Consider the following 12956-nt stretch of genomic DNA (forward strand, 5'->3'; position numbering starts at 1 on the left):
GTGGATGCAATTGCACGCCCCGTTTCGAGGGGAAATGTGATTTTTTGTGAAAAAATCCACTGATTCACCCTCTAATTTTAACATTTTCCCGTATGCCCTGCCGATGGCGTGGATCACCCGGCGTTGATGGATGTACCTATCTGGGATTGTTTGTTGTTCACCGCACGGAGGTAGTTACGACGACATAGCAGATACTTGAACGCATCGGTGAAATTGGTGGATTCTTTCGCCAATCGGTTAATGGGTAACTTGTCGGTTTTCTTTTCTTTGACAATGAGTTTTACACCGGTGCGGCTGTTGTGTGTCTTGGTTCTGGTTTTCTCCAGCTGCGATTTAAGATTGGGGCACGTCGAGCGATCGATCAGGAGTTTAGGCAGCACGGGGTTCTTGCCGCTCATCAGTTCCATCATGAAGTTGTATTCTGCATTGCTACCGATGTTGGCCTGGCCTATGCTCATCAACTGGACGGACCAACCGGTACGCCGGCCGTCGGCGTCGAACTCAATGGCCTTTTTGATCTGGGAGGCTACATCCTGTCCCACCTTTTTGTAGGAATTGGCCGCCCTGTCGTAATAGAGCTTTAGCCGTTTGCGACCGTGCGGCTTAAAGTACCGCAGAAATTCGTCTGCCAGCTGGCGGATGTATTTCGGCGGAAGGGTATACATTTCCTTCATGATCCGCATGGTATTACCCTTGGTTTGGCTGAAGAGCATCCAAAGAGTGTTACCCACATCAAGACCTGCTTCGATGGGTTGACGTGGATCCAGAAACTTCAACTCACGGCAGTCCGGATCCTGGCCAAAGGGTAGGGAGTCGATGTATTTATAATCGATCCCGTCCAAATAGAAATGGCGTTCCTGCAGGCCGGCATAGAACATTGATACACCGGATAGTTTCGGAATAATGGAAAGGATGGAAGCGCTCACACCTTCCAGGCCCACCTCGAATTCATCGTCGAACCATCCCAGGGAAAGGATATCGGCATTCACGAATGAACTGGCGATCCAGAAGAATGATGTTTGCCGGCGGCACTTTATCCAACGCTCCTCCCATCGCTTCATATTTCGTTCCGCCAGTGCGATCGCACGCTGATTCTTCCCATCCAATGAGGTGGCATATTCCTTTTTGGTCTCATTGTACACGAACCCGGTTTGTATCAGATCCAGGATCTTTTTCTTGTCGTTCAACTGGGCATAGTTGAGTAACCAGTCGTGTTCTCCGATATTGTTCGGATCCGGCATGTCGGTGGTGAAGGTAATGCTTCGGTAGAATGCACAATTCCCGTAACGGACCTTATACCCGCGGACGGCTTTCAGGATGTTGGCGATGCGTTTCTGAGGAAAGTACTTCACTTCGTCTCCGAAAATACCCACGTATGACATACCGGCGCCGATGGCCGGCCGGTCCATGGAGATGAATGTGAAATTGAATCCGGTGAAGAAAACCATGGTATGCTTATAAGACGACATTTTGTTGTACATCTTATCCCGCCACTCTTTCGGCGGTTCCTTATTGATGACGTAATGCACGCCTTCCTCCCATCCCTTGATGCGTAACCCTTCCAGCAGGGAAGGTATCACGTTCTTGTGTAGGTTGGTATAGGTATCGGACACAAAGGCGAACGGGGCGCCGGCACAATCGAATGCAGCCTCTTGTATCCGTTCTACCAGTACGTCTACTGTCTTGGATGTGCCCCGGCCGGCGATCAATGTCAGGATCCTGGGCATCATGATCGCGAGCAGCTGGGCCAGCCAGTTGGAGAAACGGACTTCTACATCGTCACGCTTCAGATCGAGTTTTCTTTTCCTGCTCATCGAACATCTCTATAAAGTCCACATCTTCCACTTGTGCATCACGACGGAGGCGGGTTTTCTCGTCCTCCGGAATATCCATGCTGTCGATCCGTGCAGCCAGCGCGTCACGGTCGGCCGCTTCCAGTTTGATTGCCGCCGGATCCAGGGAATATACTTTGATCGGTTTTTTGTAGAATTCTTCTGGAAGTTTAGGTGCTTCTTCTTTGTCCAGGCCCTTGGCTTCCCGTCCCTGCATCATCAGTTTGCCGTAGATCTCCATGTCTTTCGCACTCTTGGCGGTCAGGAGTACAACCTGGGCGGCTTTAAAAATATCTTCGGCAATCATGTTATTCATGGCCTGGCGGTCGATGCCGTCATCGGTATAAAAAAGGTTCACCGCTTCGTCGAACATCAACCGGGCACGGCGGTAGTTGATACCGAACGGCGGACGCTGGATGAAAGCTATGGCGTTTTCCTTGCCGTATTTTCTCCGGAGGTTGATCAGCAGGTAAAGCACATCCAGATACTGTTCAGCCTCTTCGGATATCTTATCCTTGGAACCGCCCTGAATGTGATCCTGTAATTCATCGAAGTAACTCCGTTTAAAATCCGCCATAGATCACGTCGTTTTTCGCGTTCTCGAATTCTATCTTATCACGGAGTTTGTCCAGCCGCTGCGCTTGGGTAACGTTGTATGCGGCGTCAGCCACCATGTCCATCCCTTCACGGGCTTGACCATAAAGCTGGCCACGGTCGTAATGCCACTTTAATTTGCTGTCGATCATCATGAAGTAGAACATGAATTCCGCTTTGTCGATCTCATAAAACATGGCGATCTGTTCCGGTTTATATCCTATATAAGCCAGTTTCTCATAATGTTTCCAGTTGATCTTTTCCAACCAGTCCGGAGCGGTATTTTCATTCCATGTCGCCTGAGCGATGATTTCTGAAGCCATATAATTCCATCGATTTTTTATTCCAGCAACCTGTTCACTTCCGCCAGTTCCGCTTTCTTTTCCTGCAACCTTCGTTCCCGGTCTTCCAACAAATGAGGTTTATCCCCTCTTTTAATTTCCGATTCGATACGCCAGATGTTGTGCTGTAACTTTCCCTGTTTGAGTACCAGTTCTTTTATGGTAAGATTGTGCAATGCCTTCATTTTCCGGTAGTGATCGAAAACAGGATGTTTTCCAAGGAGTGAACCGTGTTTTTTATAATATTCCAGTTCCGCATAAATCATCCGGTTTTCGTGGTAATTGTCCAGAAGGGCGGCAGCCACATCGGCACACTCTTCGGCTGACGTGCAGTCGAAAAGTTTTTCATGCAGATCCCGGTACCGGTAAAATGACGAGAATTTATCCGTCACCAGGGCTTTCAGTTCAATCGGGCAACCCGGGGAGGCGAGAAAAGGAAACTCCTCCCTGAACGGAGTTCTGGGAAATGTTTCCCTTTTGGCTTTTTTCGGCTTGATCTCATAGTCCAGGTTCGCCAGTTCCGCCAGCTTCCGGATGATCTTTGACCTGTTTTTCGTGGGGTTTAATTTCATTAAACGCACGAAAATCTGATCAGGACAATATTTATCCAGTAACAGGATCCCGGAAAAAGCGTCCGCTCCCGAGTTAAGCCACGATTGAATTTCCTCTTTCATACCAGGTTTTTATTCACTGAAAAACTCAAGCATTGCATCCACCGATGCTTCCGATACGTGTACCCACCTCTTGAAACGCAACAAATCGTTCAGGGTCTTGTGTGATGGATTCACACTCACTACCGGCAATGTAAACGTGTCGATCCTCCAATCGGTGACAAGGGGCAATTCATCACCATGGAAGGTTTCGAAATAACTTTGGATAAAATCTTTACCGGAAAGACCAGGGATGCTTTCCAACAGATCTACGATACGGGATCGTTCGAGTACGACAGGAGTTTTTGCGTTGTAATCCCAACCAATCCTTGACCGTTCGGCATAGATGGCGCCGACATCCTGTAAAAAGAATTTATTTACCGCCACAATAGAATCGAAAAGGATCACTGTTTCGTTTTCGTATGTGGAAATGCAATCGGCCAGTTTCTCAACCAGGTTCATTTCGGGATCGAAATTTACAACAATCGCCCTTACATCGGCTTCAAAAAAATGCGCGATACTCCGGGATGCCACTTCCGCCAGCTTCTCGCTTTTCGTAACAACGAGTACAATCGGCTTGATCGCTTCATTGTTTGTCTCATAGATGGGAGATGGACTCTCATTTACCTGATCTTCCGTGATAGGCGATTCTTCACCCGGATTATCATCAGTCGATGGATCCACATCTCCGGATTGAGGCGCCTGTTCAGCCGGAGAAGATTGTTCCGTCGAATTTTCGACGACTGGAGATACCTTTTCAACCGCCTCCCCGGTCGTTTTCTTTGTTGTACTTTTTTTGGTAGTCATAATATGATAATTAGTGTTTTGAAATACAATACAAATATGCAATTGCAAACGGTCAGATAAAAGGACAAAAAAACCGCCGGGACTTATCCGGCGGTCTTGCATGTTATCGAATTGAAGAGTTCACACTCCTTCTCCTTCGCCATCTCCTCCAGGTGGTACATACGGTAATCCGAGAGCGGCGTTGATATCCGCGTTATCCGTCTCAGGGATCAGTTCTTTCGAAATGTGTCCGAGTACGCTGCCGATCATTTCGGAAACGAGCTGCACGGTATGTTTGCCGGCTTCGTTGTTATCCTGAGAGGAAACCGTCATCACCAACGGGATGCACGGAGTTCCTGCAATCCGGGCATCAACGCCGTCACACGGGATCACGATGGCGCCTAGTTCGCGGTTGATATTGTTCTCGATGAACTCGTCGAATTCCAGGTCGGTACCGGGATGCTCAAAGTCCACATGCTGAAGAAACCCTGCCTGGCCGGATTCGCCGCTCGATTCGGAATAAGGGTTGATCGTTCTTGATGTAGCAAAGACACCGATGGGTTTTTTACCTTCTTTGAATTCAAGGGTGGTAACCCTCACATTCTTTTCGTCACGCGCGTAATCGGCCACATCATCCCAATCGAAAATCATGACATATTTTTTCTTGGGCGTAGGCCGTCCCTGATTCACGTTCTTTTTGGGGACTGATACTAAAGTATATGGAGGCATAATGAAATTTTTTTATTGTTCGTAAAACTTTTGAGTAGAAATTCGGGGAAACGAATCCCCCGAATTTAAAAGTGGTTAAACACCTTCAGGATCTTCCGGCTCTTCGTCTCCTTCTTCTCCTGCGGGAGGCAGATAAGCGAACAACGCTTCCTGAATGGCAAACCCTGTACCTTTACGGAATTCCATGAACACCTTCACGTCGTAGTTCTGTACCTGGATGTAGATCCTGGCTTCCCGGTGATCTTTGCTCATCAGGTGTTTGAAGTTCTCTTTCGGAGTGAGGAAAAAGATACCGGTACCGATCAAACCCTCCAGCGGCTGGAAGTAGAAATTGGTGAAGTCAAGACGGTTCTCATTCTTGTCTTCGTTCTTGGTCGTCGGGTACTTGTCGCGATACGCGAGATTGTACATCCGTACCAGGTCGGGATCGATATGGATCGGCAACTTTTTGTAGCGGTACTTCGGCGAGATCTCGTTCACGATACCCTCGATCGATGCCAGGATATTGGCAGGAGTCAGCGTCACGCCATCAAGTAGCCAGGTTACTTTATTTCCAACGGCTTCCTTCAATCTCTCCAGAATAGTCACATATCCGTCCATGGAAGCAAGCACGTGACCGGCGGGAGCGGCTTCACCATCTTCTGACGGATTGAATTCCTCGAATTCACCTTTTGCCATTGCTTGCGCTAGGTCTTCCGACAGCTTCGGCAGGATCAGTTCGTTCACGATGTACTTCACGATCGGCATCTTGTCGGGTGTGAGGTTCTCATCGTACATATAACCGAGATACTGGTCGATGATATCGGCCGGCTTGATCGGCTGGTTCACCTTCAGAATGAAATTCTTGATGGTGATGGGCGTAAATTTCGCCTTTCCGGTCGGAGTCCAGTAGGGCGTGAACTGCTGCAGCACGGAATCGATGTCGGCCTGGGAAGCACGCCATTCCATTTTGTCCGTCACGATCGTGGTCATGTACTTGGTATCCGTCAGATCCATCGTGAGTTTGCGGATGATATCCACTTTCTCGGTCTGGACGTACTTGCCGAACTCTGTCTGGAGTTCGGCGGTATCGATGGTCGTATCGGTAGAATACATGGCACCCACGTCGCCACGGAAATAAGCATCCACATACTTGTTGTGGATGTAGTTCATGTTCGGTTTGAACGCTTGTTTTGCTCCCATACCCATTGGAATTACAGTCGGTTTGCCGGGTTCTTCCTCTTTCGAGAGAAATTCCACTTTCTTTTTCAGCTCTTCGGCTTCTTTATCGGATTTCTGTTTGTCGTTCAGGGCGGCAGAGAGATCCGTTTTCAGTTTGTCGAGTTGCGTTCTCATCGCAACCATCTCGTCCGATTCGGTATCGACCGGACCGTCCTTTTCGGCTTCCGCCAGTTCGGCCTCGAACTTGGCGACGAACTTGTCGCCGTATTCTTCTTTCAGTTTTGCTTTCATGTCGTCGGTCAGGAATGATTTTCCTTCCTTATTTACAGGAAGTTTGCTCATTGTGAACATCGACAGGACTACAGCTAAGATTTGTTTGAACATAAAGGAAAATTTTAAGAGTTAGTATAATCGTTGATAAGTCTCTTTTGTCTCAGTTTGCGAGCCCGGGAAATTGAATAATCCAGGTCACCGATGGCGTGGATCATCCCGTTTTGGAGCGCCTCTTTTGCATAGAAAGTCTTTCCGGAGAGTATGCCTTCCTGTTTGAGGTTCAATTGCGGCATATTCTCTTTCACTGTTTCCTGGAATTCACGTGCCAGCGGATCCAGCATTTCGGTTTTGATCAGATCGTATTTTCCCTGAAGAGCCAGTTCCAGGGGTTCATTCTTGTGTTCGCTCAGGTTGGAATAGATGCGATGTTCGATGATCCCGTTTTTCTCATAGTATTTCTGATAATCCCGGAACGACATCATCACACCAATGGATCCGAATTCGGCGGAGATATCGTTGTCGGCATGGATCTCGTCGCAAAAGGTCGCCACGAAATAAGCCGCGCTGGCGCAAAGGTCGCATGAAGCTACTACCGGTTTACCATTGGCTTTCGCTAACCGGATCACTTCCGCCAGTGGAGCGATGGAATCGACGGATCCTCCACCGGAATCGAATCGTATAACAAGGCTGCTTATTTTCTTATGCAAAGCCGCTTTCCGGATAACCGCCGCGATTTCAGTGGTACCGTAATGGCTCAGTGACCCGTATTTCAACATGGTACCTTCCACCAGGAAGACGGCCGTGGTATCGTCCGGTATATTGTCGGGGATCTCTTCGGCTACCGGTATGGCACCACCGCTGGAGATAATGGAAAAAGAAAACGGTTTATCGTCCGACAGAATTCCTGTTTGTCCCGAAAATTGCCGATCGAGTAACTTATCGACAATCGCACCGGTTTCCAGGTCAATCCTGTGGTCAATAAACCATTTGCCACGAAGCAGGGTAGTGATCAAATAATTCGATTTCATTGTAAACGCGTTTATAGTGCAAGTTTACAACGAAACACGGAGTGTCAAAAGGACTGCAATATTTTGGATTTTTCGGCGGATGTCCGCTTTGAGGTCAGGTTTGTTCCAGACAGGACGCCTGATGTCTCATGTGATAATACCACCGGGTTCTCGGTCGTACCCACGATCCGGTTTTCACCGTTGGAGTACGCCAGGCGGAATATATTCGGTCTGGAAATGATATCGTTCAATTCCGCATCCATCTCCCTGCTTTTTCCCAGGATCCGGATTGTCAGTTCCTGGTTGATCATTTCGCCTTTTATCGGCTCTTCTTCCTTTAATTCCGCGTCGGCGTAGATTAGTTCTTTCCAGGTGGTGGTAACCTGGACAAAATCCCGTCCGGGGATATCTACCATGGAGCATTCATTTGCCGGAGTATAGTATATGTTACATATCCGGTTTCTTAATTCGCTGTTTTTTCGTGTCATAAGAGTAAACGGTTTTACCGATTTGTGAGATTTTTTTCACAAAAGGGTGAGATTTTTTTTAATTTATTGGATAATAGTGCTTTGGATTGTTTTTGCAATTTCTTCCCGGAATCTGAACCTGTTCCGGTAGTCTAATTTCTTGACCTGGTCGAAATTCAGCGCGTTATTTTTGATGTTATACGCCTGCAAAAAAGCATTGATGATATCGGTCTGTTTGAACTTTTTCTCATATCCGATCGAGAAGAAATCCCTCACACGCCGTTTGAATTCCGCTTCAATGTAGTTGATGATCTGCACATGCTTCCATGTAGTAACATGGATGAAATTATACTTCAGGATATGGGCACTGTTGGGTTGTACCGGGATGATCATCTTCACCGGGTATTTGTAATCCTTTTTGCTGACCGGTTTGTCTGATATGGACCACATGGTGTTGATGAATCTTCCGATGTCGTGCCGTTCGTGCAGGATGATGGCGCCATCATCGGAAGAATTGAATTCATGCAACATAAAATCTTGTAATATAGGACGTAAGTTGATAATGATATGTGGGCGATTGTCTGTCATACAACGAAAAAATTTAGAATAAAATCCAAAAATGAAAATACCTACTACAAACTACATTGGATATATATTGCTGAAATATAATATATTATATGTAGTAAGCAAAAAAATAAGCCTACAACTTGTAGTAACTTTGTAGTAACTTAAATAAACGTACCTACTACATTGCAAACATCGTTTGGGAAACGGTTATGTAAAATATGTAGTAAGTAGTATGTGTTTTTTGCAAAAAATAATTTTACGTGCGTAAAAAAAATATATAATATTGTAACTTATTAATAATAAATATATTATAAATATTATATATGCGTATGCACCCATATAGCGTATATACATTAAAAATTGAACTTTATGTGATACTTGTATTCGGGGTACGATTTTGACGCGGACCGTTTCGATTCCCTCCGGAACCCGATGGATGTCAAAGCTCGGCCGATGTTCTGGGGGGTAACCCGCATCATGTCGTTCGAGAGAATCTTCCTGTTCCGTCTCAGGTTCGAGAGTATCTCGCTGGCCGTACACCATTCCGCCTCTTCGTCCTCTTCGTCGGTAGGGGGCGTGATATAGAGTCTCACGTATTTCTCCTCGTCCGTCTGTATCAGGTACCGCTGATTGTATTCCTGCAGTTCCTCGATCTCCTCATCGCTATAATGGGGATCAAATTCCGAGTTCTCATACAACATCAGGGCCTCCGCCCACATCTGGTCGATCTTCACCCGCTGCGAGTAGCGTTTATCGATCCTGTCCACCTCTATGGTGCCGAAACGGCTGGTCCCATGGATAGGCGAGAGGAACCCTCCCATCTCGGCCGTACGGTTAGCTGTGAACATCGGCACGGCCACCCGCGGCTGTTCGGCCGGAAACTCATCATTCCGGCGTTGCACCAGGATCATGCGTGACCGGGTGTATTTCTTGAATTCCTCGATCCTGGCTGTCCCCTTGTTTATTCCCACCAGGTCGTCGAAACAGACGATCAGGTAACGGGTGAATACATCCGAGAGGGAAAACCGGCTGTCATTCTCCGGCTGCACGTAATACGACTCTAATTCTGCCGGCAGGAAAAACCTGGTCAGGAAAGTTTTGCCAATATATTCCTCCATGGAGATAAATCCGAGCGCCACCGGATTGGGAGTTCCGTCGATCCATTGCGCCACGCTGGCCACCATCCATTTCCGGATAAGGGTGTTCATCCGTTCCCGGTAATAATCCGGTTCCCGGTCGAAGATCCTGGGCGTGATGTGGTCGCATAGCTTGTCGATATGGCTGTCCCCTTTGTATGATCCCCGGATGGTATTGAAGTAATTCAACACCGGGTTCTCCTGGTCGAAATAGTTCTGGTCCCGGAGGATGATCCGGAGATCCGTCCGGGATATCGTCTTTCCGATCCCTTTCAGATAGAGATACAGCGTGTCCGCCGTCGGTTCATACCGGTACCGGTCTTTATCCCGGCTCTCGATACTGAATTTAGATGGATCCAGGCATGAGGTCTTGACAATGAAAGCTTCATTAATCGTGTCCACAATGTCCTGGATCCGGTCATCTACGAATACCAGCGAATTGCTGGTAATCTCAGGCAGTTTAATTTTTGTCATATATCACTAATTATCACTTTTCAGAGGAGTCCCCGTCAATTTTAGCCAGAAGTTGGAAACTTCCATTATCAGATCGTCAAGTAAATCAACAGCCTTCATCTCTTCTATATTCGCGAGTGCGAGATAGAACAAAACGGATTGGGAAACGCCGGCAAAAAAAGCCTGTCGTGTTTCTTTTTTCTGGGTTTCTCCCATTTTGTTCTCATCAAGATATACTTTCTGAAGGTAGATCTGGTATTGTTCTTCCAAATTAAATTTCATGCTGGTCTTTTATGATTAATCGGTAATGACGGTCATATCTAACAACTTTTCATCAAACTCATATCCCCAAATAGTCATGAGTTCAATCCCGTTGCTCCCGTCGATTTTGGCAAACCCTTCCTTATTTTCAAACTCTCGTTTTACTCCATTGACATTTTCGAATGTGATGTAATTGATCATAGCTTTGCCTCTCCTTTAATTGCGTGAAAATATATATACAAGTACCAGTTACCGGCATTAAGAAAAAAACTGAAATCCGAATCTTCGACCAATGAGTGGCGCCGACTATCCGAGACTTTGACAGGTGTACAGCGCGGATACTTTTTGTTCAATATTCGGACTTGTTCATTGAGACCCTTTTCGAACTGATCCGGATCCGAATTCGTGCGATGGTCTATTTTTTCGGCCATCTCTTTCACTGCTTTCTGAAGCAGATTCACGGGATTGATATCCGCTGTTGTGATGAAATAAGTCATGTCAATCTATTTGTTTAGCTGTTAATGTTGCTGAATAAAATCTGGTGGATATATCGATCACGTGAAGGCCTTTGTCTTTCGCCCAATAGATATCGAGCACCGTTTCACACTTGTAATACCTATCGAGTTGCAGGATATCTTCACGCATGCATCTGAGAATTGCGTAAAATTCTGATGATGTTACAATACGATTGTCAATACCTTTGAGTAGGTTATGTAGAGAGTAGGCCTTGTAGTGTTGCCCTCTCTTTACAGGATCCTGCTCGGAAAATATGGACAGGATGAAAATCATACGCTTTTTTCTCTGGCCAGCGATTCAATATACTTTTCTCCGCCTTTTAGGATGCCGTAGATATTTTCGTACTTCGACAGATCAGGTGGTGTGTAAGGCTTCTCATTTTCGGCTTTTTTTTCAGCCGCACGTTGTCTGTCTCGAATCTTTCCGAATGTCTCTTCGCGTTCCCGGTTGTAATCAAAAAAACTGGAGACGATCCTCTGGGTATCAATACTTCCGTAAAAAGTGCCGTACCGGCTTTCCAGGATATAATAGAACAGCAATTTGAGATCTGATAATCGGAAGTGATTATATTTGGCATACAGCATATATGAGAGCTGCTTTATATATTGAGTCTGGAGGCTCTTATTTATATTCAGGAAATCGTTCAGGAAACGGAGCCAAAGATCCAAATATTCGAATCCGGCATAACTTTGCTTCCGTGGATAGATCTTCGTGAGGAATAACAGCGTGATGGGTGATGTTTCATACACGTCAAATAAATTATTGACAAAATCATAATTGACCACCAATTGTTCCGGACTCTGATCTTTTACGAAGTCCTGCCAGGTGGGATAATCTTGCAATAGTTGTTTTTCTAAATCGTTCATATTCGAAAAGTTTTAATTGAACGGCAAAACCGTATGTTGATAATTTCTTTTCTAAGTTCGTATCAATTACCCCCCCCCTATAGATAGTTCTACGCCGGGAGTGAATTGTATATCCTTTCTTTCTCGCCCGGTAGCATAGATTGTACCGGCGTTTCAAACGCGGGTCAACTTTCGCCATAAAGCACGGTTTTGATTGCTTTTACAATATGGTTGTAAGTTGACTTCTCCTTCAGTCTGATAAGGAGGAATCCGTCTTTGAAATTGATCCTTACCACTTCCATATTTGCCTTATACAGGTCATTGATCTGATCCGCCATCCGGGAGGTTAGTTTTATAGTCGTGAATACCTGGTGCACTCCCTTGAATTTCTTTTTCGCAATGCTGGTAAAACTGTCCTCCGTTTTTAGAAAGACATGAGTTGACTTGTCCTTAATTTCCATGTTCTATTAATTTGTCGCGAATAATTTATCTGGTTTCTCTGATAGCAAAATGAGGCAAAGACACAATCCAATTAACACTACTGCCAGTAGACCGTAGATGATAATTTCGAGCCATTCTTCTTTCGTTTTCTTTTTGAATTTCATATTGTTTTTTTCTTTAGAGTAAATCCGGATTCTTTTGCCGGTTCGTCGCCGGGTTGGTCGTTATTCAACTGGAAATCTTTCGGTAGGAAGATCGATTTGTACCGGCTGCAGATATAGAAATCCAGGAATTCCAGTGCACGTTCTTCGTTTTTTTTCGAGATATTGAAAAGTTTCTTTAACCTACGTCTTTCTTCTACTGGTACCAGGATAATGCCGAACACGTCATACAGGAACTCTTTATAGTCTTTCCATGTGCCTGCGAATTCTTCACTGTCGAACGGCATCTCAATCTCATCCGCTTCCGGATCCGGGACAAATACGCTGAACTCGTCGATCTGTTTGCCCAATGTTTTCACGTTTCGCTCAAAATTCTTTTTGATCTTCGTCACGTCCGGACCGTTTCGCAACCCGTTGATCACGGTCGCTTCGTCGTCAATCATTTTTTGAATCTGATCCACCAGATTGTTCCAATGCTCTTTCATACTTTTCAATAAAACTGTGTAATGTCCTGTCATTCACGCTGAATAAATCTTCCGCTTTTGTAAGAAGATATTTTGCCTGTCTGGATTTTCTGTTCGTGCATCTGGCAATATCATAAATACTGTAGTCCGACATATACGCGAACAGGATCCATGCTTTTCGCTCCGTCTCGGTCGGTTCAGACCGTGTCCGGGATCTGATCCTTATCCGGTCATCCTCCGTGAATAGTTGGTTGAATAATGCTTCAATCATA

Annotated in this window: 19 protein-coding genes; all 19 read right to left on the reverse strand. The window is 45.8% G+C overall.

Annotated elements, in window-relative coordinates; genetic code table 11:
- Nucleotides 1-113: 113 nt before the first annotated feature.
- A complete protein-coding gene (locus D7D25_RS06075) occupies nucleotides 114-1814 on the reverse strand; it encodes a hypothetical protein (RefSeq protein ID WP_122968068.1) in 1701 nt (566 codons plus the stop codon).
- Entirely contained in the window at nucleotides 1780-2409 is a 630-nt protein-coding gene (locus tag D7D25_RS06080) for a hypothetical protein (RefSeq protein ID WP_122968069.1), read from the reverse strand. Before D7D25_RS06080 ends, D7D25_RS06075 begins: the two co-directional genes overlap by 35 nt.
- Nucleotides 2396-2749, reverse strand: a complete 354-nt coding sequence (locus D7D25_RS06085) for a hypothetical protein (RefSeq protein WP_122968070.1) — start codon at nucleotides 2747-2749, stop codon at nucleotides 2396-2398. The genes D7D25_RS06080 and D7D25_RS06085 overlap by 14 nt, the downstream gene beginning before the upstream one ends.
- 17 nt (nucleotides 2750-2766) lie before the next feature.
- Nucleotides 2767-3441: a hypothetical protein gene (locus D7D25_RS18480; RefSeq protein WP_255417213.1), complete on the reverse strand. Its 675-nt coding sequence runs from the start codon at nucleotides 3439-3441 to the stop codon at nucleotides 2767-2769.
- A 9-nt stretch (nucleotides 3442-3450) separates the two neighbouring features.
- Nucleotides 3451-4224, reverse strand: a complete 774-nt coding sequence (locus D7D25_RS06095) for a hypothetical protein (protein ID WP_148038865.1) — start codon at nucleotides 4222-4224, stop codon at nucleotides 3451-3453.
- Between the two features lie 120 nt (nucleotides 4225-4344).
- Nucleotides 4345-4932, reverse strand: a complete 588-nt coding sequence (locus D7D25_RS06100) for a hypothetical protein (protein ID WP_122968072.1) — start codon at nucleotides 4930-4932, stop codon at nucleotides 4345-4347.
- A gap of 75 nt (nucleotides 4933-5007) precedes the next feature.
- On the reverse strand, nucleotides 5008-6477 hold the full coding sequence (locus D7D25_RS06105; protein ID WP_122968073.1) for a hypothetical protein: 1470 nt from the start codon (nucleotides 6475-6477) through the stop codon (nucleotides 5008-5010).
- A gap of 11 nt (nucleotides 6478-6488) precedes the next feature.
- A complete protein-coding gene (locus D7D25_RS06110) occupies nucleotides 6489-7394 on the reverse strand; it encodes a S49 family peptidase (RefSeq protein ID WP_122968074.1) in 906 nt (301 codons plus the stop codon).
- Nucleotides 7395-7438: 44 nt separating this feature from the next.
- Nucleotides 7439-7861: a hypothetical protein gene (locus D7D25_RS06115; RefSeq protein ID WP_122968075.1), complete on the reverse strand. Its 423-nt coding sequence runs from the start codon at nucleotides 7859-7861 to the stop codon at nucleotides 7439-7441.
- A gap of 63 nt (nucleotides 7862-7924) precedes the next feature.
- Complete coding sequence (locus tag D7D25_RS06120; protein ID WP_148038866.1) at nucleotides 7925-8428, reverse strand: transcriptional regulator; 504 nt, start codon at nucleotides 8426-8428, stop codon at nucleotides 7925-7927.
- Between the two features lie 332 nt (nucleotides 8429-8760).
- Complete coding sequence (locus D7D25_RS06125; protein WP_122968077.1) at nucleotides 8761-10017, reverse strand: VapE domain-containing protein; 1257 nt, start codon at nucleotides 10015-10017, stop codon at nucleotides 8761-8763.
- 6 nt (nucleotides 10018-10023) lie between these two features.
- The gene (locus tag D7D25_RS06130) at nucleotides 10024-10278 is read right to left on the reverse strand and encodes a hypothetical protein (RefSeq protein ID WP_122968078.1); all 255 of its coding nucleotides are present in this window, start codon (nucleotides 10276-10278) and stop codon (nucleotides 10024-10026) included.
- Nucleotides 10279-10293: 15 nt separating this feature from the next.
- Nucleotides 10294-10458: a hypothetical protein gene (locus D7D25_RS17955; protein ID WP_158602551.1), complete on the reverse strand. Its 165-nt coding sequence runs from the start codon at nucleotides 10456-10458 to the stop codon at nucleotides 10294-10296.
- Nucleotides 10455-10754, reverse strand: a complete 300-nt coding sequence (locus D7D25_RS06135) for a hypothetical protein (RefSeq protein WP_122968079.1) — start codon at nucleotides 10752-10754, stop codon at nucleotides 10455-10457. The genes D7D25_RS17955 and D7D25_RS06135 overlap by 4 nt, the downstream gene beginning before the upstream one ends.
- A 1-nt stretch (nucleotide 10755) precedes the next feature.
- Nucleotides 10756-11046, reverse strand: a complete 291-nt coding sequence (locus tag D7D25_RS06140; RefSeq protein ID WP_122968080.1) for a hypothetical protein — start codon at nucleotides 11044-11046, stop codon at nucleotides 10756-10758.
- Nucleotides 11043-11639, reverse strand: a complete 597-nt coding sequence (locus D7D25_RS06145; protein ID WP_122968081.1) for a DUF6633 family protein — start codon at nucleotides 11637-11639, stop codon at nucleotides 11043-11045. The genes D7D25_RS06140 and D7D25_RS06145 overlap by 4 nt, the downstream gene beginning before the upstream one ends.
- 164 nt (nucleotides 11640-11803) lie before the next feature.
- On the reverse strand, nucleotides 11804-12079 hold the full coding sequence (locus D7D25_RS06150) for a hypothetical protein (RefSeq protein WP_122968082.1): 276 nt from the start codon (nucleotides 12077-12079) through the stop codon (nucleotides 11804-11806).
- A 140-nt stretch (nucleotides 12080-12219) separates the two neighbouring features.
- Nucleotides 12220-12705, reverse strand: coding sequence for a hypothetical protein (locus tag D7D25_RS06155; RefSeq protein ID WP_158602552.1), 486 nt, complete (start codon nucleotides 12703-12705; stop codon nucleotides 12220-12222).
- Complete coding sequence (locus D7D25_RS06160; protein WP_122968084.1) at nucleotides 12656-12955, reverse strand: hypothetical protein; 300 nt, start codon at nucleotides 12953-12955, stop codon at nucleotides 12656-12658. The genes D7D25_RS06155 and D7D25_RS06160 overlap by 50 nt, the downstream gene beginning before the upstream one ends.
- Nucleotide 12956 lies beyond the last annotated feature (1 nt).

It is taken from the genome of Proteiniphilum sp. X52 (assembly GCF_003712195.1).
In the GTDB taxonomy this organism is placed as follows: domain Bacteria; phylum Bacteroidota; class Bacteroidia; order Bacteroidales; family Dysgonomonadaceae; genus Proteiniphilum.